The 25033-nt window shown below is 71.2% G+C and carries 23 protein-coding genes and 1 pseudogene; 16 read left to right on the top strand and 8 right to left on the bottom strand.

The genetic code is table 11. From position 1 onward, the window contains the following. Nucleotides 1-17: 17 nt before the first annotated feature. From Q7T15_RS10995 to Q7T15_RS10985, 3 genes are read left to right on the top strand one after another with little or no spacing between them, the layout of a single operon-like run. Complete coding sequence (locus Q7T15_RS10995; protein ID WP_304696226.1) at nucleotides 18-1259, top strand: glycosyltransferase family 1 protein; 1242 nt, start codon at nucleotides 18-20, stop codon at nucleotides 1257-1259. Then, complete coding sequence (locus Q7T15_RS10990; protein WP_304696224.1) at nucleotides 1252-2178, top strand: NAD-dependent epimerase/dehydratase family protein; 927 nt, start codon at nucleotides 1252-1254, stop codon at nucleotides 2176-2178. Before Q7T15_RS10995 ends, Q7T15_RS10990 begins: the two co-directional genes overlap by 8 nt. Further along, nucleotides 2175-3167, top strand: coding sequence for a glycosyltransferase family A protein (locus tag Q7T15_RS10985; RefSeq protein WP_304696222.1), 993 nt, complete (start codon nucleotides 2175-2177; stop codon nucleotides 3165-3167). Before Q7T15_RS10990 ends, Q7T15_RS10985 begins: the two co-directional genes overlap by 4 nt. 33 nt (nucleotides 3168-3200) lie before the next feature. On the opposite strand, the gene Q7T15_RS10980 is transcribed toward Q7T15_RS10985, so the two are convergent. Then, complete coding sequence (locus Q7T15_RS10980; RefSeq protein ID WP_304696220.1) at nucleotides 3201-4400, bottom strand: ABC transporter ATP-binding protein; 1200 nt, start codon at nucleotides 4398-4400, stop codon at nucleotides 3201-3203. A 1-nt stretch (nucleotide 4401) separates the two neighbouring features. Then, nucleotides 4402-5322, bottom strand: coding sequence for an ABC transporter permease (locus Q7T15_RS10975; RefSeq protein ID WP_304696218.1), 921 nt, complete (start codon nucleotides 5320-5322; stop codon nucleotides 4402-4404). A gap of 122 nt (nucleotides 5323-5444) precedes the next feature. Between Q7T15_RS10975 and Q7T15_RS10970 the strand changes: the two genes are divergently transcribed. Then, nucleotides 5445-7019: a DUF2142 domain-containing protein gene (locus tag Q7T15_RS10970; protein ID WP_304696216.1), complete on the top strand. Its 1575-nt coding sequence runs from the start codon at nucleotides 5445-5447 to the stop codon at nucleotides 7017-7019. On the opposite strand, the gene Q7T15_RS10965 is transcribed toward Q7T15_RS10970, so the two are convergent. From Q7T15_RS10965 to Q7T15_RS10950, 4 genes are read right to left on the bottom strand one after another with little or no spacing between them, the layout of a single operon-like run. Beyond that, entirely contained in the window at nucleotides 6998-8122 is a 1125-nt protein-coding gene (locus tag Q7T15_RS10965; RefSeq protein ID WP_304696214.1) for a glycosyltransferase, read from the bottom strand. The two genes, Q7T15_RS10970 and Q7T15_RS10965, sit on opposite strands and share 22 nt — an antisense overlap. A gap of 9 nt (nucleotides 8123-8131) precedes the next feature. After that, a complete protein-coding gene (locus Q7T15_RS10960) occupies nucleotides 8132-9427 on the bottom strand; it encodes a nucleotide sugar dehydrogenase (protein WP_304696212.1) in 1296 nt (431 codons plus the stop codon). After that, nucleotides 9424-9789 (bottom strand): DUF2304 domain-containing protein, encoded by a 366-nt coding sequence (locus Q7T15_RS10955; protein WP_304696210.1) that lies wholly within the window; start codon nucleotides 9787-9789, stop codon nucleotides 9424-9426. Before Q7T15_RS10955 ends, Q7T15_RS10960 begins: the two co-directional genes overlap by 4 nt. Before the next feature lie 16 nt (nucleotides 9790-9805). Further along, nucleotides 9806-10522, bottom strand: a complete 717-nt coding sequence (locus Q7T15_RS10950) for a glycosyltransferase family 2 protein (protein ID WP_304696208.1) — start codon at nucleotides 10520-10522, stop codon at nucleotides 9806-9808. Between the two features lie 77 nt (nucleotides 10523-10599). Here Q7T15_RS10950 and Q7T15_RS10945 point away from each other — a divergent pair, with 77 nt between their 5' ends. Genes Q7T15_RS10945 through Q7T15_RS10930 form a run of 4 tightly spaced genes read left to right on the top strand, consistent with a single transcriptional unit; the run spans nucleotide 10600 to nucleotide 14445 of the window. Beyond that, on the top strand, nucleotides 10600-11208 hold the full coding sequence (locus Q7T15_RS10945) for an acyltransferase (RefSeq protein ID WP_304696206.1): 609 nt from the start codon (nucleotides 10600-10602) through the stop codon (nucleotides 11206-11208). Continuing rightward, nucleotides 11205-12305 carry a DegT/DnrJ/EryC1/StrS aminotransferase family protein gene (locus tag Q7T15_RS10940; RefSeq protein ID WP_304696204.1) on the top strand — a complete coding sequence of 367 codons (1101 nt, stop codon included), beginning with the start codon at nucleotides 11205-11207 and terminating at the stop codon, nucleotides 12303-12305. The genes Q7T15_RS10945 and Q7T15_RS10940 overlap by 4 nt, the downstream gene beginning before the upstream one ends. Continuing rightward, complete coding sequence (locus tag Q7T15_RS10935) at nucleotides 12305-13291, top strand: Gfo/Idh/MocA family protein (protein WP_304696202.1); 987 nt, start codon at nucleotides 12305-12307, stop codon at nucleotides 13289-13291. The genes Q7T15_RS10940 and Q7T15_RS10935 overlap by 1 nt, the downstream gene beginning before the upstream one ends. Nucleotides 13292-13293: 2 nt before the next feature. Then, nucleotides 13294-14445, top strand: a complete 1152-nt coding sequence (locus tag Q7T15_RS10930; protein ID WP_304696200.1) for a glycosyltransferase family 4 protein — start codon at nucleotides 13294-13296, stop codon at nucleotides 14443-14445. Between the two features lies 1 nt (nucleotide 14446). On the opposite strand, the gene Q7T15_RS10925 is transcribed toward Q7T15_RS10930, so the two are convergent. Next, on the bottom strand, nucleotides 14447-15610 hold the full coding sequence (locus tag Q7T15_RS10925) for an acyltransferase (RefSeq protein ID WP_304696198.1): 1164 nt from the start codon (nucleotides 15608-15610) through the stop codon (nucleotides 14447-14449). A 153-nt stretch (nucleotides 15611-15763) separates the two neighbouring features. Here Q7T15_RS10925 and Q7T15_RS12370 point away from each other — a divergent pair. The 7 genes and pseudogenes from Q7T15_RS12370 to Q7T15_RS10895 form a co-directional block, all read left to right on the top strand. Then, a pseudogene (locus tag Q7T15_RS12370) lies at nucleotides 15764-16459 on the top strand (glycosyltransferase family 4 protein); the annotation flags it as partial. A 72-nt stretch (nucleotides 16460-16531) separates the two neighbouring features. Beyond that, nucleotides 16532-17110 carry a glycosyltransferase gene (locus tag Q7T15_RS10920; protein WP_304696196.1) on the top strand — a complete coding sequence of 193 codons (579 nt, stop codon included), beginning with the start codon at nucleotides 16532-16534 and terminating at the stop codon, nucleotides 17108-17110. Further along, complete coding sequence (locus Q7T15_RS10915) at nucleotides 17107-18891, top strand: ABC transporter ATP-binding protein (RefSeq protein ID WP_304696194.1); 1785 nt, start codon at nucleotides 17107-17109, stop codon at nucleotides 18889-18891. The genes Q7T15_RS10920 and Q7T15_RS10915 overlap by 4 nt, the downstream gene beginning before the upstream one ends. After that, nucleotides 18888-19991, top strand: a complete 1104-nt coding sequence (locus Q7T15_RS10910) for a glycosyltransferase (protein ID WP_304696192.1) — start codon at nucleotides 18888-18890, stop codon at nucleotides 19989-19991. The genes Q7T15_RS10915 and Q7T15_RS10910 overlap by 4 nt, the downstream gene beginning before the upstream one ends. Then, on the top strand, nucleotides 19988-21181 hold the full coding sequence (locus tag Q7T15_RS10905) for a hypothetical protein (protein ID WP_304696190.1): 1194 nt from the start codon (nucleotides 19988-19990) through the stop codon (nucleotides 21179-21181). The genes Q7T15_RS10910 and Q7T15_RS10905 overlap by 4 nt, the downstream gene beginning before the upstream one ends. Before the next feature lie 26 nt (nucleotides 21182-21207). Continuing rightward, a complete protein-coding gene (locus Q7T15_RS10900; protein WP_304696188.1) occupies nucleotides 21208-22341 on the top strand; it encodes a glycosyltransferase in 1134 nt (377 codons plus the stop codon). Next, on the top strand, nucleotides 22338-23486 hold the full coding sequence (locus tag Q7T15_RS10895; protein ID WP_304696186.1) for a glycosyltransferase family 1 protein: 1149 nt from the start codon (nucleotides 22338-22340) through the stop codon (nucleotides 23484-23486). Before Q7T15_RS10900 ends, Q7T15_RS10895 begins: the two co-directional genes overlap by 4 nt. Before the next feature lie 2 nt (nucleotides 23487-23488). Here the strand turns inward: Q7T15_RS10895 and wecB are convergent, their stop codons facing one another. Beyond that, a complete protein-coding gene (wecB, locus tag Q7T15_RS10890; RefSeq protein ID WP_304696184.1) occupies nucleotides 23489-24547 on the bottom strand; it encodes a non-hydrolyzing UDP-N-acetylglucosamine 2-epimerase in 1059 nt (352 codons plus the stop codon). A 27-nt stretch (nucleotides 24548-24574) separates the two neighbouring features. Between wecB and Q7T15_RS10885 the strand changes: the two genes are divergently transcribed. Then, a partial coding sequence (locus Q7T15_RS10885; protein WP_304696182.1) for a glycosyltransferase family 2 protein occupies nucleotides 24575-25033 on the top strand: 459 nt, incomplete at its 3' end.

Raw genomic sequence — 25033 nt, 5'->3', positions numbered from 1 at the left:
CCTCTGAGAGGAACCCCATGGCACGACCGAAGCTCTTCCGACTGCTGCGACCCTTCCGCATCCTGCGCGATGAGGGTCCCCGCGAATTCGCGAGCCGCGTCGCGGCGAAGGCGCACACCGTGCTGCGCAAGGATCGCCCCGTCCTCCTCGTCGACCTCGACGACGCGGCGTCCGTCGACTGGACAGAGCCGGGCGAGCAGCTGCGCGACCCCATCAGCGTCTCCGAGGGGTCGGTCGACATCGCGTGGGTCATGTCGACCCCCGGCCAGGGAAGCGGTGGGCATCAGAACCTGTTCCGCTTCATCCGCTTCGCGGAGGAGGCCGGTCACCGCTGCACGATCTACCTCTACTCCGCGCTCGGTGCGCCCGTGAGCATCCCCGACGTCCGCGCCATGATCCGGAGCTCCTCCGGCTACGCCGACGTCGAGGCCGACATCCGCCTCTACCGCCCGGAGGACGGCATCCACCCCGAGGCGCAGGCGATCTTCGCGACCGGCTGGGAGACCGCGTACCCCGTCTTCCGCGACCCGAGCCGCGCCCGCCGCTTCTACTTCGTGCAGGATTTCGAGCCGAGCTTCTACGCGCTCGGGTCGCAGTCGCTCCTCGCCGAGAACACCTACCGGTTCGGCTTCCACGGCATCACGGCCGGCGGCTGGCTCGCGCACAAGCTGCGGGACGAGTACGGCATGACGACCGATTCCTTCGACTTCGCGGTCGACAAGGTCCACTACTCGGTGACGAACCGCGAGCGCCGGAACGAGGTCTTCTTCTACGCCCGGCCCGTGACCGAGCGCCGGGCCTTCGAGTTCGGTGTGCTGGCGCTCGCCGACTTCGCCCGGATGCGACCGGACGTGCCGATCAACATGGCGGGATGGGACGTCTCGAACTGGGAGCTCCCGTTCGCCTTCCGCAACGAGGCCATGCTCGACGTCTCCGAGCTCAACGCGCTCTACAACCGGTGCGCGGCCGGTCTCGTCATGTCCCTGTCGAACATGTCGCTCCTCCCGCTCGAGCTCATGTCGAGCGGCGTCGCACCGGTCGTCAACGACGGCCCGAACAACCGCATGGTGAGCGACAACCCGCACATCGAGTACGTTCCCGCCTCCCCGATGGCGATCGCGCGCCGCATGGTCGAGATCGTGGATCGCCCCGATCAGGTCGAGCGCGCCATCGCGATGTCGGAGTCGGTCGTCGATGTGAACTGGGCCGATTCGGGTCGGCAGTTCATCGAGGCGTTCGAGCGGGGGATGCGTGGCTGACGTCCTGGTGGTCGGAGGCAACGGCTTCATCGGCTCGCACCTCGTCGACGCCCTGAGCGAGGGCGGCCACCGCGTCACCGCCTTCGACCGGTTCAGCACCGGCGTGCCCACCTTCCGGTCGTCGGCCGTGCGGATGCTCCCCGGCGACTTCCTGAGCCGCTCCGATCTCGAGGCGGCGGTCCGCGGTCACGAGGTCGTGTTCCACTTCCTGGCGACCACGTCGCCCGCGACGGCGGAGGCCGACCCGACCCTCGACATCCGCACGAACGTCATCCAGACGGTGGAGCTCCTCACCGCGTGCGCCGAGGCGGGCGTGCGGCACGTCTACTTCGCCTCGACCGGCGGCGCCATCTACGGGCCGCAGGAGCGCTCGGACTTCTCGGAGACGTCCCCCACCCTCCCGATCTCGCCCTACGGCATCGGCAAGCTCACGATCGAGCACTACTTGCGCTACTTCGGCGCGAAGCACGGCCTCCGATCGACCAGCCTGCGGATCTCCAATCCCTACGGCACGCGCCAGCACCCCAATCGCAAGCAGGGGCTCATCCCGATCGCGCTGCGGCAGATCGCGCGCGGCGAGAGCGTCGCACGCTACGGCGACGGCTCGATGGTGCGGGACTACGTCTACGTCGACGATCTGGTGCGGATGCTCGTCCCCCTCGTCGACGCCGACCCGCGTCACGAGGTGTACAACCTCGGCAGCGGCCGCGGCTCGTCCGTCACCGAGGTTCTCGACGCCATCGGGCGGGTCACCGGTGCGCCCGTCCGGGTGCACGAGATCCCGACCCCCGCGACCTTCGTCGATCGCGTCGTCCTCGACGTCACCCGCTTCGATGAGGAGTTCGGGATCAGCGTGCCGACGACGCTCGAGGAGGGCATCGCGGCGACGTGGGCCGACATGACGGGAGAGCGCGCATGACCGGGAAGGCGCACGTGCCCCGGAGCGTCACGGCGACGGTCGCGATCCTCACCTACAACGGCGAGGACCACCTGCGCCGCATCCTCGAATCGCTCCGCCTCCAGACCGGGGTCCCCGGAGAGATCGAGATCCTCGTGATCGACTCGGGCTCGACGGATGCGACCCTCTCGATCATCGAGGCGTTCCCCGAGGTGCGGCTCCACCGCATCCCGAACACCGAGTTCCAGCACGGGCGCACCAGGAACCTCGCGGCGCAGCTCGCGCACGGCGAGTTCGTCGTCTACCTCACGCACGACGCCGTCCCGATCGGGGAGCACTGGCTCGCCTCCATGCTCGCCCCGTTCGCGATCTCGCCGGACGTCGTGGGCGTCGTCGGCAAGCAGGTGCCGCGACCGCGCTGCTTCCCGCTGCTGAAGTACGAGATCCGCGGCGTCTTCGCAGGGCTCGGCCCCGACGGCGGGGTCACCCTCTACCGGCGGCCGCCCGGCGAGCTCGACGAGTCGGCGGTCGCGGGCCTGGGGTTCTACTCCGACGTGAACTCCGCCGCTCGGCGGAGCGTCCTCACCGAGACGATCCCGTACCGGGAGGTGCCCTACGCGGAGGACCAGCTCTTCGGGCAGGACGTCATCCGCGCCGGGCTCATCAAGGCCTACGCGCCGCTCGGCGCCGTGGAGCACTCCAACGATCTGACGCTCGCCGAGTACGGCAAGCGCATCTTCGACGAGACGGTCGGCCTGCGTCGGATCGGCTTCGACATCCCGCCGATGTCGCGCGGAGCCCAGCTCCGGCTCACCCTCCGCGGCATCCTCGGCGATTCGCTGCGCATCGCCCGCGATCGCGACTTCGGGCTGCGCCGCAAGCTCTACTGGCTGCTCTTCAACCCGGTCTTCCAGGTGCGCAAGTGGTCGAGCTACCGGCCGGCGACGACGGTCGACCTCTCGGACGACGGCGCGATCGCCGCGGGGTCGCTCGAGGCCAGTCGGCGCTGAAGAGGGACGGCGCCGGACCAGCCTGCGCCGGCGTCAGGTCGCGTGGAGGTCGGCGCTCGCCCGGAAGTGCACGACGCCCACGGCGCCCGGCTCGGTCGAGACCGAGAAGCTCGCGGCCGGCTGGCGGCGGTCGATGTCGCGGCCCTGCGGAGTGACGAGGCTCGCGTGCACCTGGTACGAGCCGGCGCCGAGCGCGTTGCCGCCGAGGGTGATGGTGAGCGAGTAGTTGCCGGGCGAGGTCGGCAGCTCGATGCCGAGCCCGTCGGTGTTGATGCGGTAGACGCCCTGGCCGACGGGGGTCTCGATATCGATGCCGGCGATCCAGCCGCTCGGCACGGAGCCGATCGTGTAGTCGATCTCGACGAGGAGGTCTCCGCCGGGGAGGTAGTCGCCGGAGAGATCGGTCGAGGTCGACGTGACGCGGACGTCGTCGATGCGCGCGCCGCTCGTGAGAGCGCCGTCCGCGCCCGTGGTGCGAGCGGGGCTCGAGTGCGCTGCCTCGAAGGTCGATCGCAGCGCCTTGATGCCGTCGGCGGCGCTCCCGTCGTGGACCATCTGCCCGTGGTCGAGGACGACGACGCGGTCGCACAGCTGCCCGACCTGGTCGGAGGAGTGGCTGACGAAGACGATCGTGCGGCCCTCGCGCTGGAAGTCGGCGATCTTCGCGAGGCACTTTCGCTGGAACGGCTCATCGCCGACGGCGAGGACCTCGTCGACGAGGAGGAGGTCGGGGTCGACGTGGACGGAGACGGCGAACGCGAGTCGCACGTACATGCCCGAGCTGTAGAACTTCACCTGGGTGTCGATGAAGCTCTCGATGCCCGAGAAGTCGACGATCGCGTCGAAGTACTTGTCCGTCTCTGCGCGCGTGAGGCCGAGGATGGCGGCGTTGAGGTAGACGTTCTCTCGCCCGGTGAGGTCGGGGTGGAAGCCCGCGCCGAGCTCGAGAAGGGCGGCGAGGCGCCCGCGTCGGCGCACCGTTCCGGAGGTCGGCTGGATGATCCCGCCGATGATCTTGAGCAGCGTGCTCTTCCCCGAGCCGTTGTGCCCGACGAGGCCGACGGTCGAGCCGGTCTCGATGCTCAGGTCGATGTCGCGGAGCGCCCAGAAGTCCTGCTGGTGCTCGCGCGATCGGGCGAACGCGACGATGCGCTCCTTGAGCGACTTGTCCTGATGCAGCACGAAGCGCTTCGAGACGTCGGCCACGTCGACGATGGCGGGGGAGGTCGTCACGTCACAGCTCCTGCGCGAAGTTGCCCTGCAGGCGCGAGAAGATCCGCTGGCTGACCCAGAGCAGCACGACGCTGAACAGGAAGATGCCGAGCATGCGCAGTGCGAGGTCGGGTGGCCATTCGATCCCGGTCACCGGGTCCGACCCGGCGATCCAGAGCCCTCGCTGGAAGCCGAGCACGGCGATCGTGACCGGGTTGGCGAGGTAGATCTGCTCGAGGATGCTGCCGCCGATCGCGTCGCGCACGAACGTGTAGGAGTACACGATCGGCGACGCCCAGAACAGCACGGCGAGCACGACCTCGATGAGGTGCTCGAGGTCGCGGAAGTACACGGTGAGCCCCGCGAGCAGCACGCCGAGCGCGGTCGCGAAGGTCACGAGCATGATGAACGCCGCCGCCGCGTACACGATGTCGAGAGTGAGCGGGAAGCGCCCGAGCGCGAGCACCGCGATGAGCAGGATGAGGAACTGCACCGCGAAGTTGAACAGCGCGCCGCCGACGCTCGCGAGCGGGAAGATCTCGCGCGGCAGGTAGACCTTCTTGACGAGCCCCTGGTTGTGGATGATCGAGGAGGTCGCGTTCGACAGGATCTCGGAGAACAGCGTCCACGCCGTGAGGCCGACGAAGACGAAGATCGCGAAGTCGGGGATGGCCCGCGCGAGGCCGATGATCTCGCCGACGGCGAAGTAGTAGATGAGCAGCTGGCTGAGCGGGCGCATGAGGCTCCACACGAGTCCGAGCGAGCTGTTCTTGTAGCGGGCCTTGAGCTCGCGCCGGACGAGGAGCCCCAGCAGCTCGCGCCGGCTCCAGATGTCGCGGATCGAGCGCGCCGTGCCCTGCAGAAGACCCCCGGGTCGGCCGACCTCGGCGAGCGGGAGGAGTGCGATGCGCTCGGAGCGGAGGGTCGCGGCGGGATCAGCCAAAAGGGGGTGCTCTCGTCTCAAGGGGAGGGTTCCGCCAGTCTACGGGACGGCGGTCTCGCGGCGCCGTCGCCCCCGGCGCTCCGGGGCCGGAGGGCGATGGCCCCGGTACGCTGAAGCTCGCCATGCCGATCCCGACTCCTCGCCTCCGTGGGCTCCGTCTCCCCGCGCGCGCTCGACTGATCCTGCTGCCGCTCCTGGCGTTCCTCGTCCTCGCCGGCTGGTCCTACTCCTCGCCGGTCGGCTCCTCCCCCGATGAGGACTACCACCTGGCGAGCATCTGGTGCGCGGCCGGCGACCGCACGAGCCTGTGCGAGGAGACCGGCGACCCGGCGACGCGCGCCGTCCCGAGCGCGTTCGCGATCGACCCGTGCTTCGCGCGCTTCTCGACGGAGTCCGCCGCCTGCCAGGTCGGCGCCTACGACGAGCCGCGCCTCGTCGAGTCCGACCGGGGCAACTTCCTCGGCGCCTACCCTCCGGTGTTCTACGCGACGATGTCGATCCTCGCCTCCGACGACGTGCAGACCTCCGCCCTCGCGATGCGGATGCTCAACGCGGCTCTCTTCGTCGGGCTCATGACGGCGCTCGCCGTCCTCCTGCCCGCGCGGCACCGGATCATGGCGATCGGCTCCGTCCTCATCTCCATCGTCCCGCTCGGGATGTTCCTGATCCCGTCGCTGAATCCGAGCTCGTGGGCGATCGTGGGCGTCGCGGTCGCGTGGCTCGGTCTCATCGGCCATCTGGACACGACCGGGCGTCGGCGCTGGATCCTCGCGGGGATCTTCGCCCTCGGCGTGCTCATGGCGGCCGGCGCGCGGGCCGATGCCGGCGTCTACGCCGTGCTCGCGATCGCGGCGGCCCTCTTCCTGCGGTTCGCGCCGTCGCGCGCCTTCCTCGTGACGAGCATCCTGCCCTTCGCGGTCGCGATCCTCGCTCTCGTCGCGACGTTCGCGGCCGGCCAGCTCTCGAGCGCCGCGGAGGGCTTCGGCGGGACGGACTCCCCGGGGAACGCGGGGCCCGCACCCACGGTGCCGGGCGGACCGGCGGCACCTCCCGCGGCGTCGAACGGGCTCGGGCTCGCGATCACCAATCTGCTCAACGTCCCCTCCCTGTGGGCGGGCGTGCTGGGGTTCTGGAGCCTGGGCTGGTTCGACACGCCGCTCCCCGCCGTCATCGCGTTCGGCGGCGTGGCCGTCTTCGTCGCCGTCGCCTTCACGGGTCTCGCCCACGTCGACTGGCGCAAGGCGCTCGTCTTCACGGGCGCCGCCGTGGCCCTGTGGTTCATCCCGACGTGGACTCTCACGCGGGGCGGTGACCAGGTGGGCTCGGAGGTCCAGCCCCGCTACCTGCTTCCGCTCATCGTGCTGCTGGCCGGCTTCGCCCTCCTCGAGTCGCGGAGCCGCACGCTGCGCCTCTCGCTCGCCCAGCGCTGGCTCGTGGGCCTCACTCTCGTCGGCACGCAGTCGCTCTCGCTCTACGTCAACCTCCGCCGCTACCTGACCGGTGACGACGTGAAGTCGGTGAATCTCGATTCGGGTCTCGAGTGGTGGTGGCCGGGCGTGGCCTCGCCGATGCTCCTGTGGGTCCTCGCCTCGATCGCGTGGGCCGCTCTCGTCGCGCTGCTGCTCGCCGCCTGGCCGCGGATCCCGTCGGTCGTCCCGATCCTGGCGCCGTCTGCTCAGCCGACGAGCTCGCGGTAGGTCGCGGAGAGCTGCAGCACGCTCGCCGCGAGGCTCCGTCGCTCGACGACGAACGCCCGTGCCCGAACACTCATCGCCAACCATTCGCGATCGGGCAGGTCGATCACGTCGGCGATCGCTCGCGCGAGCGCCCGGACGTCGTCTTCGTCGACCACGACGCCCGTACGTCCGTCGTCGACCATCTCCGGCGCGCCCCCGCTCCGGTACGTGATGACCGGGATGCCGCAGGCCTGAGCCTCGAGCAGCACGAGTCCGGCGGCCTCGCGCCACCCCTCGTGCAGGCGGGTCGGCAGGACGAGCGCGCGCGCACCCCGCAGCTGCTCGAGCACGGACTCGCGGGGGATCGAGCCGAGCACGTCGATGTGGCGGTGCGGGGTCGCCGTCGCGCGCACCTTCTCCGCGAGCGGGCCCGCCCCGATGACCACGAGCCGGTGCTCCGCTCGGGGCGAGACCGCGATGGACGCCGCGAGCAGGTCGTCGACGCCCTTCCGCTCGGCGAGAGCGCCGATGAAGACGATGCTCGGCACCCCGCGCTCGGCGGAGTCCGGGCCCGGCGTGAACAGGTCGGTGTCGACGCCCTGGTAGTGAACCTCGAGCCGATCGGCGGGGAAGCCCGCCGCGATCGCTCGGGAGGCGAGGTATTCGCTCACCGCGAGCAGCCGGTCGGAGCGTGCGGCGGTCGCTGCGGCGCTGCGGCGGTGGAAGCGCTGGAGCGGCGACCCGCCCGAGCGCTCGGCCGCGAAGACGTCGTATCCGTGCAGGGTCGTCACGACCGGCGCCCCTGCGAGCTGCGCGCCGTCGAGCGCACCGCGCGACCAGGTGGCGAAGTGCTGGTGGACGACGTCCGGCCCGAAGCGCGCGATCCTTCGCGCCTGCGCCCTGGCGGACAGCGGCGCGGTGGCGAATGCGGCGGCGATGCGGGCCGGCCAGGCCCCGACCGACGGGACGACGGCATCCACCTCGATCGTCACGGCAGGGTCGCGGATGTCGGCCGCGAGGGCGAACATGCGCACGTCGTGCTCGGCGCGGAGGCGCTCGCCGTGCTGCAGCGCGAAGTAGGTCGGCGGAACGGGCAGCAGCCCTGTCGCGAGCGCGATCCGCACGGGGCGGGCCTACGCCTGCGCGATGCCGATGACGCGGTACGTCGCGTCCGGCCAGCGGTCGGCGCTCGAGACGCGACGGCCGTCGATGAAGGTGCGGATGCCCGGCAGATCGCTCGGCGTCAGCTCGCGGTACTCGGCGTGATCGGCCTGGACGATCGCGGCGTCCGCGCCATCGCCCAGGTGGAACGGCGTCCAGCCGAAGCGCGCGAGCTCGTCGTCGCTGTAGAGCGGGTCGTGCACGAGCACCTCGGCGCCGCGCGCGCGGAGCGCCTCGACGGCCGGGAACACGCCGGAGAACGCGGTCTCCTTGACGCCGCCGCGGTAGGCGGCGCCGAGCACGACGACGCGCTGCCCGGTGAGGTCGCCGTGCACGCCCTCGAGGAGGCCGACCGTGTAGTCGGGCATTCCCGCGTTGGCCTCGCGCGCGGCGCGCACGACCGTGGCGGCCGGGTCGTTCCACAGGTACAGGCGCGGGTAGACGGGGATGCAGTGGCCGCCGACGGCGATGCCGGGCTGGTGGATGTGGCTGTACGGCTGCGAGTTGCTCGCGTCGATCACCTGGTAGATGTCGATTCCGGCGGTGGCGGCGTACTGCGCGAACTGGTTCGCGAGCCCGATGTTGACGTCGCGGTACGTGGTCTCGGCGAGCTTCGCCATCTCGGCGGCCTCGGCGCTGCCGAGATCCCATACGCCGTTGCCGCGGGCGAGGTCGGGGCGGTCGTCGAAGTCGAGGACGGCCTCGTAGAACTCGACCGCCGCCGCGGCGCCGGCGGGGGAGAGCCCGCCGACGAGCTTGGGGTACTTGCGCAGGTCGGCGAACACGCGGCCGGTGAGAACGCGCTCGGGGGAGAAGACGAGGTGGAAGTCGGTGCCCTCGGTCAGGCCCGAGCCCTCCTCGAGCATCGGCTTCCAGCGGGTGCGGGTCGTCCCGACCGGGAGGGTCGTCTCGTACGCGACGAGGGTCCCGGGGGTGAGGTGCGCGGCGAGGCTGCGCGTGGCCGTGTCCATCCAGCCGAAATCGGGCACGGCCTCCTCGTCGACGAAGAGCGGCACGACGAGCACGACGGCATCGGCGCCGGGGACGGCGTCGGCGTAGTCGGTCGTGGCGCGCAGCCGCCCGGCGGGGACGAGCTCGCTCAGGAGCTCCTGCAGGTGCGCCTCGCCGGGGAACGGCTCGCGGCCGGCGTTCACGGCCTCGACCGTCGCGGGGTTCACGTCGACCCCGACCACCTCGTGCCCCTTCGATGCGAACTGCACGGCGAGGGGGAGGCCGATCTTCCCGAGGGCGATGACGGCGATCTTCACGATGGTTCCTTTCGTTCGAGCTCGGCGATGCGGTCCTGCAGCCGGGCCTCGGCGAGCGCGAGCTCGCGGGCGAGCTGCGTGTTGGCCCGCGAGAGCTGCACGGACCTCTTGTACTCGTTGACGACGTAGACGAGGCCGGCGACGATCGCGACGTAGAAGAGCAGGTCGGCGCCGCGACCGATGCCGACGGCGTTGGCCATGCGGGTCAGGAGGCCCGGGGCGAGGACGACGACGACGCCGGCGGCGAGGCCGAGGAAGACGACGAGGCGACGGATCGCGAGGTGCTTCGCGTTGGGCGTCGAGCGGACGAGGTACACCGCCGTGCCCACGAGCACGAGGACGAGGAGGATCTGGAACCACATGGCGTCGTCCTTCCGCTCAGTTGATCACGAGGTCGACGAGGATGTTGATCGAGTTCAGGAGCGACTGGCCCTTGGCACGCGAGTACTCCGTGTAGAGCACCTCGACCGGGAACTCGCGGTAGGGGAGCCCCGTTCGGCCCAGCTGCAGCACGATCTCGGTGGCGTGGGCCATGCGGTCCTGCTTGAGGTTGACGGCGCGAGCGGCGTCGATGCGGATGACGCGGAGCCCGTTGTGGGCATCCGTCAGCGTGAGGCCCGTGGTCAGGTTCGTGACCCACACGGCCGTCTTGAGCACCGCCTTCTTCAGCAGACCGGGCCGCGTGCGGTCGTCGAGGAAACGCGAGCCGAAGACGATCGCGGCGTCCTCCTCGCGCGCCAGGGCGACCATCGCGAGCGCGTCGACGACCCTATGCTGGCCGTCGGCGTCGAAGGTCACGATGAACTCCGCGCCCGGCTGCTCGCGCGCGTAGCCGATGCCCGTCTGCAGGGCCGCGCCCTGCCCGAGGTTGTACGGGTGCCGCACGACGCGGGCTCCGGCGGCTTCGGCGATCTCCGCCGACCCGTCGGTCGAGCCGTCGTCGACGCACACGACGTGCTCGACCACCTCGAGCAGCCCCTCGATCACTCCGGCGATCACGCTCGACTCGTTGAAGAGGGGGATGACCACCCACGTGCCGCCGTCGCGCTCGGTCCCGGGCGCGCGGGAGTCGCCGGAGGAGTGAGCGGAGGGCATACCGGCCATTCTGGCAGAACGCGATAGCCTGAGAGCCCGCGCCGAGCCCTCGCCTCGATCTCCTGGGAGCCCCTTCCGTGACTGCACCGTCCGACGTGCGCATCGTCGATTCCGCCGATGTCGCCGACTCCGCGACCATCGGCGCGGGCTCGTCGATCTGGCATCTGGCCCAGGTCCGCGAAGACGCGCGACTCGGCCGCAACTGCGTCGTCGGCCGCGGCGCCTACATCGGCACGGGCGTCGAGATGGGCGACAACTGCAAGGTGCAGAATTACGCGCTCGTCTACGAGCCCGCGCGCCTCGAGGCCGGCGTCTTCATCGGCCCCGCCGTCGTCCTCACGAACGACACCTACCCGCGCGCGGTCAACCCCGACGGCAGCCCGAAGTCGGCCCACGACTGGGAGCCCGTGGGCGTGACGATTCGCGAGGGCGCCGCGATCGGCGCTCGCGCGGTGTGCGTCGCGCCGGTCACGATCGGCCGCTGGGCGACGATCGCCGCAGGCAGCGTCGTGACGAAGGACGTCCCCGATTTCGCCCTCATGGCGGGGGTGCCCGCGCGGCGCCTCGGCTGGGTGGGTCGTGCGGGCGTGCGCCTGATCGAGAAGGACGGCGCGTGGGTCTGCCCGCAGACGGGCGAGACCTACCGCGAGAACGACGGAGCACTGAGAGAGGACGCCCCCGCGTGAGCAAGCCCCTGATCCCCGCCGCGAAGCCGATCATCGGCCGCGACGAGCGACGCGCCGTCATGCGCGTGATGAAGACCGGCATGATCGCCCAGGGCCCCGAGGTGGCCGCGTTCGAGCAGGAGTTCGGCGACCACTTCGTCCAGGGCCGCGCGTGCGTCGCGGTCAACAGCGGGACGGCCGGCCAGCACCTCGGCCAGCTCGCCGCCGGCGTGGGCCCGGGCGACGAGGTCATCGTGCCCTCGTTCACCTTCGCCGCGACCGGCAACTCGGTCGCCCTCACCGGTGCCACTCCCGTCTTCGTCGACATCGAGCCCGAGACCTTCGGTCTCGACCCGGCGGCGGTGGAGGCCGCCATCACGACGCGCACGAAGGCGATCATGCCCGTGCACCTCTACGGCCACCCCGCCCGCATGCGCGAGCTCGAGGCGATCGCGAAGAAGTACGGCATCGAGATCTACGAGGACGCCGCGCAGGCGCACGGCGCCGCCCTCGACGGCCGCCCCGTCGGCACCTGGGGCCGCTTCGCGATGTTCAGCCTCTACCCGACGAAGAACATGACCTCGGGCGAGGGCGGCATGGTCGCGTGCGACGACGCCGGCCTCGTGCGCGCGGTCAAGCTGCTCCGCAACCAGGGCATGGAGAAGCAGTACGAGAACGAGGTCGTCGGCTTCAACGCCCGCATGACCGACATCCACGCCGCGATCGGTCGCGTCCAGCTCACGAAGGTCGACCGCTGGACGGCCGCCCGTCAGCAGAACGCCGCCTACCTCGACCGCCACCTGAAGAACGTGCAGACGCCGGTCGTCGCCCCGGGCGCGGTGCACGTCTACCACCAGTACACGATCCGCGTGCCGCACGACCGCGACGGCTTCGTGAAGGCGCTCCGCGAGGAGCACGGCATCGGCTCGGGCGTCTACTACCCGATCCCGAACCACCGCCTCTCCTCGCTCGCGAAGTTCGCCCCCGGTCTCGACCTTCCCGAGACCGAGCGCGCCGCCGCCGAGGTCGTGTCGCTGCCCGTGCACCCGTCGCTCACGAAGAAGGACCTCGCGCGCATCGTCAAGGCCGTGAACAAGGTCGCGAAGGCGGGCTCCTGATGAGCGAGCTCCGCGCCGGCCTCCTCGGCGTCGGGATGATGGGCCGCCACCACGCCCGCGTGCTGCGCGAGCTCCCCGGCGTCGAGCTCGTCGCGATCGCTGACCCGGGCGGCGACCCGCACGGCGTCGCCGGGCGACTGCCGATCCTGCCCGACATCGACGCGCTCATCGCCGAGGGCATCGACATCGCGGTCGTGGCCGTCCCGACGCGATTCCATGAGGATGCCGCTCTCCGGCTCGCGGAGGCCGGGGTCCACACGCTCGTCGAGAAGCCGATCGCCGACACCGTCGAGGCGGGCCAGCGCATGGTCGACGCCTTCGCCGCGAAGGGGCTCGTCGGCGCGGTCGGCCACATCGAGCGCTTCAACCCCGCTCTGCAGGAGCTCCGCCGCCGCCTCGAGGCCGGCGACCTGGGCGACGTCTACCAGATCGCCACGCGCCGTCAGGGCCCATTCCCGTCGCGCATCGCCGACGTCGGCGTGGGCAAGGACCTCGCGAGCCACGACATCGACCTCACCGCGTGGGTCGCGCAGAGCACCTACCGCACGGTCTTCGCGCAGACGGCGCACAAGAGCGGCCGCGAGTACGAGGACATGGTGACGGCGACGGGCCGGCTCGCGAACGGCACGGTCGTCTCGCACCTGGTGAACTGGCTGAGCCCGATGAAGGAGCGCATCACGATCGTCACGGGCGAGCGCGGCGCGTTCGTCGCCGACACCGCGACGGGCGATCTCACCTTCTATGCGAACGGCACGATCCCGCTCGAGTGGGAGTCGGTGTCGAGCTTCCGCGGCGTGAGCGAGGGCGACGTCATCCGCTACGCCTTCGCCAAGCGCGAGCCGCTGCGCGTCGAGCACGAGAACTTCCGCGACGCCGTCCTCGGCGAGCAGACCGACGTCGTCACGATGGAGCAGGGTCTGCGCACTCTCGAGGTCGTCGAGGGGATGCTCCGCTCGGCCCGAACGGGCGTCGCGGTCGACTTCTGACGATGCGCGTCGTCATCGCGAGCCGCATCTTCTCGCCGGAGCCCGCGGCCGCGGCCTTCCGGCTGGAAGCGCTCGCGAGGGCTCTCGTCGCGCGCGGCCACGAGGTCGAGGTGCTCACGAGCCGCCCGCCCGAGTCGCAGACGATCGCCGACCCGCCGGGCGTCCTGGTTCGACGCGCATGCGTCCTCCGCGATCGCTCCGGTGCCGTGCGGGGCTACCTGCAGTACCTGAGCTTCGACGTGCCCCTCGTCGTCCGATTGCTGATGGCCCGGCGCGCCGACGCGGTCGTCGTCGAGCCGCCGCCGACGACGGGCGCGGTCGTGCGCGCCGTGTGCGCCGTGCGGAGGATCCCCTACGCCTATTACGCGGGCGACATCCTGGCCGACGCCGCGCAGAGCGCGGGCAGCCCGGGGCCGATCGTCTCGGTCGTCCGCGCTCTCGAGCGACTCTCCTGGCGCGGCGCTGCGCGGGTGCTCTCGGTCTCCGCGACCGTGACGGCGCGGCTCCGCGACCTCGGCGTGCCCGCGGCCCGCATCGAGGAGGTCGGCAACGGCATCGACACCGTCGTCTTCTCCGCCGAGGGCGATGCGGTCGTCCGGGACGAGCCGTACGCCCTCTACGCGGGCACGGCGAGCGAGGTCCACGGGGCGGGCGTCTTCGTCGAGGCGATGGCGTCGGTGACGGGGATGCGCCTGGTGTTCCTCGGGGCGGGCGTCGAGCGCGGCGCGCTGCGAGCCCGCGCCGAGGCGATCGCCCCCGGGCGCGTCGAGTTCGTCGACACCGTGCCGGCGGCGGAGACCGCTCGCTGGCTGCGCGGCGCGCGCGTGGCGGTCGCGAGCGTCAAGCCCGACGGCGGGTATGGCTTCGCCTTCCCGACGAAGATGTACGCCGCGGTTTCGACCGGCACCCCGGTCCTCTACGCCGGTGACGGGCCGGGGACGGCGTTCGCGAGCAGCGCGCCGCTCGGTCGCGCCGTGCCCCATGACCCGGATGCCGTGGCCGAGGCGCTGCGCGCGGCGCGCGACCGCGCTCCCTCGCCGGCCGACCGTGCCGAGCTCGCCCGCTGGGCCCGGGCCGAGCTCTCGCTCGGAGCCTCCGCCGATCGCGCCGCCGACGCCGTCGAGCGGCTCGCGACCCGACCGGCGTCGACGTAGCTCAGACGAGCTCGCGCGATCGTCCCGGGTCGCCGTCGAGCTCGGCCCCGGCAGTCCGCCGCGCCTCCTCGCGCGCATCGCCCCAGCGCCGCAGGCGACGCTCCATCGGCTTCTCGACCAGGAGATGCAGGGCGAAGGCCGCGGCGATGCAGACCGCGAGCATGAGCGGATACCAGACGACGGCGACGGGGCCGACCTGCCGACCGACGAGCGAGAGCATGGCGTAGATGATCGTGGCGTGCACGAGGTAGAAGGCGTAGGAGGCCTCTCCCAGGCGCACGAGCACGGGGTGGCGGAGGAGCGATTTCCCGCCTCGGAGATCGCGCGCCGCGACCGCGGTGATGAGAGCGGCGCAGGTCACGAGCATCCACTCGTTGATGAAGGGGCGGATGATCGACTCGAGCGGGCCGAGCCACGACGTGGCGACGGTGACGGCGATCAGGGCGAGGAGCAGCAGGGAGGCGATCATCGTCGCGCCGGCCCGGAGGCGGGGGTGCCAGCCGGTCCGCATCGCGTGCGCGAGGAGCATGCCAAGCACGAACTCGCCCAGTCGCGCGACGGGCCAGGGGAGTGCTGACGGCACGAGCTCGGGCGCGAGCTGGTCGCCGATCCGCCAGACGAACGCCAGGACGATGAGCGCCGCGGCGCCCGCGATCGCCCCGCGCGACGTCAGCAGGCGGAGGACTCGCGAGATCCAGGGGTGCAGGGCGTAGAAGAACGCCTCGCACGTGAGCGTCCACGCGGCCGGGTTCCCCGAGAACAGGATCGTCGGCTCGCGCCACCAGCCCTGCAGCAGGACGACCGAGAGCAGGAGGATGCCGAGATCGAACGGCTTGACCCACCAGTCCTCGGCGGCGGGCGTGAGGCTGTAGAAGACGGGGACGGCGAGGGCGAGCGCCACGAGGTGGGCGGGGTAGATGCGCGCGAACCGCCGCCAGTAGAACGTGCTCGTCGACACCGCCTGCGCGGACCACGTGAGGACGAAGCCCGAGAGCACGAAGAAGAACATCACGCCGTAGTTTCCGAGCGCGAGCGCGGCGTGCACCGGGAGCGGTGCGAGGTTGGTCATGTGGTGGAGGAAGACACCGAACGCCGCCCACCAGCGCAGACCCGTGAGCGAGTCGAGACGCGGCGGCCGAACGGCTGCGGACGATTCGGACGGCACGGGTCCCAAGGGTACGCGCCGGCCGCCCCGGACGGCCCCACTATCCTTGACCGAGTCGCACACGCTCTAGGTGCGACTGGGAGCGAGAGTTACCACGTGAAATCTGATCGTCCCTTAACCGGCCGCCGAGTCGGAGTGCTCGTCTACAACGACATGAGTTCGGACTCGCGAGTCATCAAGCAGGCGACATCGCTCGTTCAGGCGGGGGCCGCTGTCCGCGTGGTGGCGGTATCCACACGCGACAGCCGCTTCGGACCCGGGCTGTACGAAACCGAGCACGGCTTCGAGATCCTGCGGATCCGTGTTGTCGAACTCAAGCATCTGCTTCCCCTGTGGGGTGACGTCGTCCGACGTGCGCTGGGTCGCGCTCCTCAGAACACAGGCAGCCAGCCTTCGACGCTCGAGACCCCGCGGACCGAGATGGTCACCATCGGGGCCGACGCCCCCGCGCCGTCCCCGAGAGACAACCATGCTGTTAGCCGCGCGCCTGCGGCGAATCGCGCGAAGCAGCTCGCCGTCGATCTGTGGCAACGACTTGACCTCACCGTGCGAATGGGAAGTTTCTGGTGGCACGCCTCCCGAGCCTTGCGCTCTTGGGGCCCCGACCTCATTCACGCCAATGATGCGAACACTCTCGCGCCCGCCATGCGAGCCTCAGGGCGCCGGATTCCCTTCGTGTATGACTCGCACGAGTTGTGGACGGATAGGACCACTCGCCCGGGCCGATGGCTGGCACCGCGGTGGGAGCGTGCAGTCGAGCAACGCGGCGCGAGACGGGCGAGCTCGGTGCTGACGGTCTCCAATTCCATCGCTGACTGGATTCAGCGCACGTACGCTCTCGATCGTCGTCCGATACTGGTGCGGAACATACCCGTTTCGGCGCCCACAGCTGGCGATCGGACGCGGGGTACCCTGCGGAGCATGGCCGGTCTGTCCGAGAGTGAGACGGTGATCGTCCATTGCGGCAGCATCACACTCCGTCGAGGCATCGAGGATGCCGTTCGGTCGCTGTCGCATCTTCCCGAAGACTGTCACTTGGTCTTGATCGGCCCTAGCTCTGAGTCCATGCGGATCGAGATGGTCAACATCGCGCGGTCCGTCGGAGCGAGCGAGAGACTCCACCTCCTCAACCCCGTCGCGCCAGAGCTTGTCAGCACCGTCATCGCCGATGCCGACTGCTCGCTCGTGCTGACGCGAGCCACGAGTCTCAGCCATCGGTACTCCATGCCGAACAAGCTCTTCGAGTCGGTTCATGGTCGACTCCCGATCGTCGCGGTGAGCCTGCCAGACATCGCATCAATCGTTGACGGCTATGGCATCGGGACTCTGGTCGACGAGGATGCTGACAGCATCGGTATCGCTCGGGCGATCCAGCGAACCGTGGGCCGGCGCGCGGATTTCGAAGACGGTTTTGATCGCGCGGCCGCGGAACTCCGATGGGAGAACGACGCGCAGCGCATGATCGACGAGTACGCAAGACTGCTGGAAAGGTCGACATGATCCTCATCTGGCGCACGCTGAAGAGCATCCTCCCTCATCTGCCTCCGCGGGCCGTTCACTTCCTGATCGCCTACATCATCGTCACGAGCGCCCTCGCTCTCATCGACATCAGCGCGCTTGCGCTCCTGGCGCTCTCGCTCGGGGCGATGGTCGCCGGTCGTCCGGTCGAGCTTCCGCTCGTGGGAACGGTCGAGGTCGAGGGGTACGTCTGGATCCTCGTCGTCGTCTCCGGACTCATCATCGCCAAGTCGACCTTCTCGATGGCGTTGCAGTGGTTCGCGACGCGTCGCTTCGCCCGATTCGAGCTCGAGATCGGCGACCGGCTCTTCGATGCGTACATCCGGGCGCCGTGGACGGAGCGATTGAAGCGGAACACCTCGCAGCTCGTGCGGATGGCTGATGTCGGGATCGCCAACGTGACCGCCGGGTTCTTGCTTCCTGTCTCGACGCTGCCGAGTCTGCTGACGACGTTCGCCGCCGTGCTCGTGGTGCTCGTCGTCGCACAGCCGGTGACCGCCCTCGTCACCGTCCTCTATCTCGGCTCCATCGCCGCCCTTCTCTACCTCGTCGTGTCGCGTCGATCCATCCAGGCGGGGCGCGTCAATCGCGACTACTCCTTCAAGGTCGCGCGACTCATGACCGATATGGTCTCGGCTCTCAAGGAGATCACTCTCGCCGACAAGGCGGGCGAGGTCGCGCGCGTCATTCATGACAACCGGATCCACACGACCCGCGCCCGTGCCAACATCTCCTTCCTCGGCTCGGTGCCGAAGTACGTGCTCGACGCCGCTCTCGTCGGCGGCTTCCTGCTCGTCGGCGGGGTCGCCTACATCGGCGGCGGGCTCACCGAAGCCTTCGCGGCCGTGGCCCTATTCGGGGTCGCGGGCTTCCGGCTCGTGCCCTCGCTCACCGGGTTCCAGGCGATCGTCACCTCGACGCACGCGAACGTCCCGCAGGTCCACGCGGTCATCCAGGACATCCGTCAGGCCGAGGCCTACATCGAGCACGCGGAGACCATCGGCCACGACCCCATCGAGGGGGAGCCCGATGCGCTGGAGCTGGTCGACGTCTCCTTCACGTATCCGGGCGCGGACACGCCCGCGCTCGAGGGGGTCTCCCTCCGGCTGCCGATGGGCTCGAGCCTCGGGCTCGTCGGGTCGTCCGGCGCGGGCAAGTCGACGCTCGTCGACCTGATCCTCGGTCTGCTCGTGCCGTCCTCCGGCACCGCGACCGTCGGTGATCAGCGCCTGGAGGATGTCCTCGCCGACTGGCGCTCCCGCGTCGGCTACGTGCCTCAGGACGTCGCGCTGTTCGACGGCACGGTCGCAGAGAACGTGGCGCTCGTCTGGGAGGGCGAGATCGACGAGGCCCGCGTCGAGCAGGCGCTCCGCCGTGCGCAGCTCTGGGACGTCATCGCGTCGCGGCCGGGCGGCATCCACGGGCGCGTCGGCGATCGCGGCATGTCGCTCTCCGGGGGGCAGCGCCAGCGGCTCGGCATCGCGCGAGCGCTGTTCGACGACCCGCTCGTCCTCGTGCTCGACGAGGCCACGAGCGCGCTCGACACGAAGACCGAGTCGGATGTCGCGGCGGCGATCCGCGAGCTGCGCGGCGAGGTGACGGTCGTCGCGGTCGCGCACCGGCTCTCGACCATCCGCGACAGCGACCAGGTGTGCTTCATGGCCGGCGGCCGGGTCGTCGCCCGCGGCACGTTCGATGAGCTCGTGGCGTCCGTGCCCGAGTTCGCCGTCCAGGCGACCCTGTCCGGACTCGCCCCCGCATGACCGGAGGCCCCGAGCAGCCCCTGCTCCTCGACCTCGTGATCGCCGTCCACAACGCCGATCGTCCCGTCCGTCGCGCGGTCGGCTCGGTGCTGGAGGACACGCAGGATCCGCGGGTCCGCGTGACGGTGGTGTGCCACGAGGTGCCCGTGGAGGTCATCCGCGCCGAGCTCGACGGCATCGATGCCCGCCTGCGACTGATCCCGCACCTGGACGGGGTCCGCAGCCCCGCCGGTCCGCTGAATGCCGGGGTGACGGCGGCGACCGCCGAGTTCGTGGCCGTCATGGGCTCGGATGACTGGTTCGAGCCGGGCGCGATCGCGGCCTACCTCGCCGCGGTCGAGAACGGCGGGCCGGACGTGCTCATCGTGCCGCTGCGGCACCAATCCGGAGAGCTCCTCCGCAACCCGCTCCCTCGGTGGCGCCGCCGCCGCGCGCTGCACCCCGTGCTCGATCGCCTCTACTACCGCAGCTCTCCGCTCGCCCTGATCAGGCGCGCGCTCCTCGCCGGCCGGACGGAGCCGTTCGTGAAGGGGCTTCCGGCCGGCGTCGACCTCGAGCTGAGCACCTGGCTGTGGTCGCAGCCGATCCGGATCGACTTCCCCGTGCATCTGCCCGCCTATGTGATCGGAGACGACGCCGCAGACCGCGTGACGGTGGCGCCCCGGCCCGCGGAGGTCGCTCTCGAGCCGATCCGCCGACTGCTCGCGCAGGAGTGGGTGGCCGCGCTCGCCCGCCCCATGCGCCGGGCGATCGCGATCAAACTGCTTCGCATCCATGTGCTGGGCGCGATCAGGGCGCGCCGCGACCCGGGGGTCTGGAGCGAGTCCGACCGCGCCGCGCTCGCCGCGTCGGTGCGCGACGCTGTCGCGCTCGCGCCGGCGGTCCTCGATCCCTTCAGCAGCGCCGATCGGTCCGTGCTGGAGACCGCGGCGCGCGCCGATGCCGAGGGGATCGACGCGGTGCTGACCGCCGCCTCCGCCGCCGACGCGGACTCCTGGGTCCGGCGCACTCTCCCGCGCTCGCCCAGTCGCGCGGTCGATCGTGAATCCACGCTCCGCCGATTCGTCCTGTACCGGATCGATCGGTGGGAGGCGGCGTGACCGTGCTGGGCGCCCTCTCGCGTCTCGTGCCGGATCGAGTGATCGCGGGCCTCCTCCCGCGCGAGCGCTCGTTCGATCCGAGCGCGCCGCCGTCCGTGCCGGAGTTCCCGCCGTCGTCGCGAGCGCGCGTGCTCGTCGCGCCGGTCAACGCGGCCGGGCAGGGGGAGGCATGGGCCCGCTCGATCGAGCGGGAGCTCGATGGCGTGGCGGCGCTGTCGCTGCAGGTCGGCAGACCGGGCGGCTTCGCGCACGACGTCGGGATCCTCGTGCCGCCGCCGGTGTTCACCTGGTCGCGCGACTGGCAGAGCGCCCTCCGGGTCGCCATGGCGGAGAGCGTCACCCACGTCCTGCTCGAGAGCGGGCGGCCGATCCTCGCGGGAGGGGTGCGCGGCGACGTCGAGCGCGACCTGCGCTGGCTGGCCGGCACGGGGATCACCACCGCTCTCCTCTGGCACGGCAGCGACATCCGAGACGGCCGCCGCCACGCGAGCGAGCACGCGCACTCGCCCTACGCCGACGCCTCGTGGCCGCACCGTGAGCTCGACGCGATCGCCACCCGCAATCGGCGGCTCGCCGCGCGCAGCGGGGTGCCCTCCCTCGTCTCCACTCCCGACCTGCTCGACGACGTGCCCGGGGCCACCTGGCTCCCCGTCGTCGTCGACCCGGCGCTCTGGGCGATGGAGCCTCCTCCTCCTCAGCGTGGCGGCCTCCTGCGGGTCGTCCACGCTCCCAGCAGCGGACCGATCAAGGGCTCCGAGCTCGTCGAGCCGATCGTCCGCACCCTCGCCGCGGAGGGCGTCATCGAGTACCGGCGCATCGAGGGCGTTCCGCACGCCGAGATGCCCGCGGTCGTCCGCGGGGCGGATGTCGTGCTCGAGCAGTTCCGGCTGGGCAGCTACGGCGTCGCCGCCGTCGAGGCGATGGCGGCAGGGCGCATCGTCATCGGGAGCGTCGACGAGCGCGTCGCGGATCGCGTCGACGCGGCCTCGGGGCTCCGGCCCCCGATCCTGTCGTCGTCGCCGGACGGGCTCTACCGGCTGCTGCGCGAGCTCGCCGCCGACCCGTCCGCCGCGCTCGCGTCGGCGGCTCGCGGGCCCGAGTTCGTCCGGCGGGTTCACGACGGGTCGCTGTCGGCCTCGGTCATCGGTCGCGTGCTCGCGCTGGGATCCGAGCCGAGGTCGCAGGCGTGACGCGGTCCGTGCGGGAGAATGAGCCGATGCCCGAAGCGCGCACCATCCTCATCCTCTCGTTCTCGCCGATCGCGACCGATGCGCGCGTGCTCAAGCAGGTGCGTCTCGCCGGCGAGTTCGGGGAGGTCGTGACCTGCGGGTACGGTCCGAGACCCGACGGCGTCCGCGAGCACATCCGCATCCCGGACGGTCTCTCCGTCTTCCCCCTCGCCCCGAAGCTCCTCGTCCTGCGGCTCGGCGCGCTCGCGCTGCGACGGTCGCCGGCGGTCTCGTGGGCCGCCTCCGCTCTCCGCGGTCGCCGCTTCGATGCGATCATCGCCGACGATATCGAGGCGCTCCCCACCGCGCTGCACGTGCGGTCGACGGCGGGCGTGCTCGCGGATCTGCACGAGTTCAGCCCGGGTCAGCACTCGAACGACGCGGGGTGGATGCGCTGGGTCCGGCCCGTCCTCCTCCGGATCGTGCGCCGTTCCCTGCCGCGGGCGGCGGCCGTCACGACGGTCGCCCCGATCATCGCCGACGAGTACTCCCGCCTCAGCGGCGTCGACGTCGGCGTCGTCATCAACGCGACTCCGTTCGCCGATCTGCGGCCGACCCCGGTCGGGCACCCTCTGCGCCTCGTCCACAGCGGCGTCTGCCTGCGCAACCGGCGGCTCGAGCTGCTCATCGAGGCGGTCGCGCTCTCCGGTCGAGCGGTCGAGCTCGACCTCTTCCTCATGCCCAACGACCCCGGGCATCTCCAGGAGCTCCGAGACCTCGCCGAGGCCGTGCCGGGGGTCCGGGTGCGCGAGCCCGTCCCGTACGGCGAGCTCGTCGAGCGGCTGAACGACTACGACCTCGGCGTGTTCGTGCTCCCTCCGACGACGCGCAACTACGAGTGGGCGCTGCCGAACAAGCTGTTCGACTTCGTCCAGGCCCGCCTCGGGGTCCTCATCGGACCGACGCCGCAGATGGCCCACTACGTGGAGGCTCATCGCCTCGGCGTCGTGACGGACGACTTCACGGCGGAGTCTTTGGCTCGCGTCATCTCGACCGTGACCGATGAGGAGGTCGCCGCCTTCAAGCAGGCGGCGCACGCCGCCGCTCAGGAGCTGTCGGCGGAGGTCGCGGTCGACGGATGGCGCACGCGGCTCGCTCGCATGCTGGAGGGGACCCGATGACCGCCGCCGACCGCCCGCGCCTGCTCATCATCTCGTTCTCGCGCCTCGTCTCCGACGCCCGCGTGCTCAAGCAGATCGTGCGCTTCCGCGACCACTACGCCGTCACGACCCTCGGCTACGGCCCCGCCCCCGAGGGAGTCGTCGACCATCGGGAGGTGCCGGAGGAGCTCCCGCTCTGGCGCTGGCCGCGCGTCCCCCTCATCGCGCGTCAGTACCGCCGGGCGTACTGGGGGAACCCGGCGATCGCCGAGGCGCGCCGACTGCTCGAGGGGCTGCAAGTCGATCTGGTGCTCGCGAACGACGTCGAGGCGGCGGGTCTCGCGCGGCAGGTCGTCGGGCCGCAGCGCATCCACGCCGACCTGCACGAGTACGCCCCCCGGCAGAAGGAGGATCTTCCGCGCTGGCGGATCTTCGTCGCCCCCTTCGTCCGCTGGCAGCTGCGCCGCTTCGTCGTCGGCGTCGCCTCGACGAGCACGGTGGGCACCCGCATCGCCCGCGAGTACCGGGCCCGGTTCGGCCTCGACCCGATCGTCGTGACGAACGCCGCCCCCTACCGCGATCTGACGCCATCCGAGGCCACCGCGACCGGGCGCATCCGGATCGTGCACAGCGGGGCGGCGCTCGCCGACCGCGGCATCGACGCGATCATCGACGGCGTCGAGGGCACGATCGCCGACGTCTCGCTCGACCTGTACCTCACGCCCAACGATCCGGCGTACCTGGAGCGGATCCGCGCCCGCGTAGCCGACTCGACCCGCATCACCCTGCACCCGCCCGTCGCCTACGACCAGCTGCACGAGACCCTCAACCGGTTCGACGTCGGGGTGCACCTGCTGCCCCCGGTCAACTTCAACAACGCCAACGCGCTGCCGAACAAGTTCTTCGACTACGTGCAGGCCCGGCTCGGCATCATCGTGGGCCCCTCGCCCGAGATGTCGTGGATCGTCAATGAGCGCGGGCTGGGCGCCGTGTGCGGGGGCTTCGATGGGGATGCCCTGCGCCGGGTGCTCGACGGCATCGACGTCGACCAGGTGCGGCAGTGGAAGCTCGCCGCGGACCGCTCGGCGCAGGCGCTCTCCTCCGACACCCAGGTCGAGGAGTGGGCGCTCGCCCTCGCCGCGATCAGCGGCTCAGCCCCGCGATGAGCTCAGCGACGCGATGACGTCAGCGCCTCGATGACCCGCCCGGCGGCGAACCCGTCGCCGTAGGGTGCCTCGTCCGTCGGCGCGGGCGCCGGTCGTGATGCCGCGGCGCGGATCTCGTCGCTCGTGAGCGCGAGCACGTTCCAGCCGAGGGCGACGGTCTCGACCCACTCGGTCTCGGTGCGCACCGTCGTGCACGGCACGCGGAGCAGGAACGCCTCCTTCTGCAGGCCTCCGGAGTCGGTCACGACGCCGCGGCTCGACTGCACGGCGGCGACGAGGTCGGGGTAGGCGAGCGGCGTCTGCGACGTGAGCGAGCCGCCCTCGAGCTCGAGTCCGAACTCGGCGGCCCGCGCAACCAGGCGGGGGTGGGCGAGCAGGACCACGGGGTGGTCGAGCGAGCGCAGAGCATCCAGGACCGCCGCGAGGCGATCGCGGTCGTCGGTCGTCTCGGCGCGGTGGATGGTCGCGATCGAGTACGTGCCCGGCGCGTGCGCGATCGGGGAGGCTCCGCGGTCGGCGGCGGCGTCGCGCACCTGGAACAGCACGTCGGTCATGACGTCGCCGACGAGCACCGACCGGTCGGCGAGCCCCTCCGCCGCGAGGTGGGTCATCGCCTGCTCGGTGGGCGCGAGGCACAGGTCGGCGGCGTGGTCGGTGAGCACGCGGTTGTGCTCCTCCGGCATGCGGCGGTTGAACGAGCGCAGGCCCGCCTCGAGGTGGGCGAGGGGCAGGTGGATCTTCACGGCCGCGACCGCGGCGGCGAGCGTCGAGTTGGTGTCGCCGTAGACGAGCACCCAGTCGGGGCGGTGCTGCAGGAAGGCGTCCTCGAGCGGGCCGAGCATCGCGCCGGTCTGGTGGCCGTGGCTGCCCGAGCCGATGCCGAGGTGGAGGTCGGGGGCGGGGATCCCGAGGTCGTCGAAGAAGACGTCGCTCATGATCGGGTCGTAGTGCTGGCCGGTGTGCACGATCACGTGCTCGACGCCGGCCTCGGTGGCGGCCCGCGCGATCGGCGCGAGCTTCACGAACTGGGGGCGGGCGCCGACGACGCTGATGATTCGCACGACGGCCGAGTCTATAAGGTCGAGGTCATGGCGGAATCGGGCGGCGGCGACCTCGTGAGCGACTCCGCCGTCGACCCGGCGATCGACCTCGTGATCGCCGTGCACAGCGCCGAGCGGCCCGTCGAGCGGGCGGTCTCGTCCGCGCTCGCCGGCGCCGATGGCATCGCCGTCCGCGTCACCGTGGTCTGCCACGACCTCGACCCCGCGATCGTCGCGGGCCGCCTCGGCGCGCTCGCCGACGACTCCCGCGTCCGCCTTCTCGAGCACCGCGACGGCATCCGCTCGCCGTCCGGCCCCTTCAATGCCGGACTCGACGCCGCGACGGGGGAGTGGGTGGCGATCATGGGCTCCGACGACGAGCTCGAGCCCGGCGCTCTCGCCGCCTGGCTCGCGCGGGCCGCCGAGACGCTCGCCGACGCGGTCCTGCCGCGCATCGTGCGGCGCAACGGCGCGGGCCGCGACGCGCCGGTCGCGACGCCCGCCGCC

The organism is Microcella sp. (assembly GCF_030645145.1).
Classification (GTDB): domain Bacteria; phylum Actinomycetota; class Actinomycetes; order Actinomycetales; family Microbacteriaceae; genus Microcella.
Note: the sequence above shows the minus strand (reverse complement) of the source record. Positions and strands in the feature narration are given on the sequence as shown.

What these genes read in the sequence shown, in the direction of transcription:
- Q7T15_RS10995 (WP_304696226.1), top strand. Translation starts at nt 18, where the DNA reads ATGGCACGACCGAAGCTCTTCCGACTGCTGCGACCCTTCCGCATCCTG.
- Q7T15_RS10985 (WP_304696222.1), top strand. Translation starts at nt 2,175, where the DNA reads ATGACCGGGAAGGCGCACGTGCCCCGGAGCGTCACGGCGACGGTCGCG.
- Q7T15_RS10970 (WP_304696216.1), top strand. Translation starts at nt 5,445, where the DNA reads ATGCCGATCCCGACTCCTCGCCTCCGTGGGCTCCGTCTCCCCGCGCGC.
- Q7T15_RS10955 (WP_304696210.1), bottom strand. Translation starts at nt 9,789, where the DNA reads ATGTGGTTCCAGATCCTCCTCGTCCTCGTGCTCGTGGGCACGGCGGTG.
- Q7T15_RS10950 (WP_304696208.1), bottom strand. Translation starts at nt 10,522, where the DNA reads ATGCCCTCCGCTCACTCCTCCGGCGACTCCCGCGCGCCCGGGACCGAG.
- Q7T15_RS10935 (WP_304696202.1), top strand. Translation starts at nt 12,305, where the DNA reads ATGAGCGAGCTCCGCGCCGGCCTCCTCGGCGTCGGGATGATGGGCCGC.
- Q7T15_RS10930 (WP_304696200.1), top strand. Translation starts at nt 13,294, where the DNA reads ATGCGCGTCGTCATCGCGAGCCGCATCTTCTCGCCGGAGCCCGCGGCC.
- Q7T15_RS10920 (WP_304696196.1), top strand. Translation starts at nt 16,532, where the DNA reads ATGGCCGGTCTGTCCGAGAGTGAGACGGTGATCGTCCATTGCGGCAGC.
- Q7T15_RS10915 (WP_304696194.1), top strand. Translation starts at nt 17,107, where the DNA reads ATGATCCTCATCTGGCGCACGCTGAAGAGCATCCTCCCTCATCTGCCT.
- Q7T15_RS10910 (WP_304696192.1), top strand. Translation starts at nt 18,888, where the DNA reads ATGACCGGAGGCCCCGAGCAGCCCCTGCTCCTCGACCTCGTGATCGCC.
- Q7T15_RS10900 (WP_304696188.1), top strand. Translation starts at nt 21,208, where the DNA reads ATGCCCGAAGCGCGCACCATCCTCATCCTCTCGTTCTCGCCGATCGCG.
- Q7T15_RS10895 (WP_304696186.1), top strand. Translation starts at nt 22,338, where the DNA reads ATGACCGCCGCCGACCGCCCGCGCCTGCTCATCATCTCGTTCTCGCGC.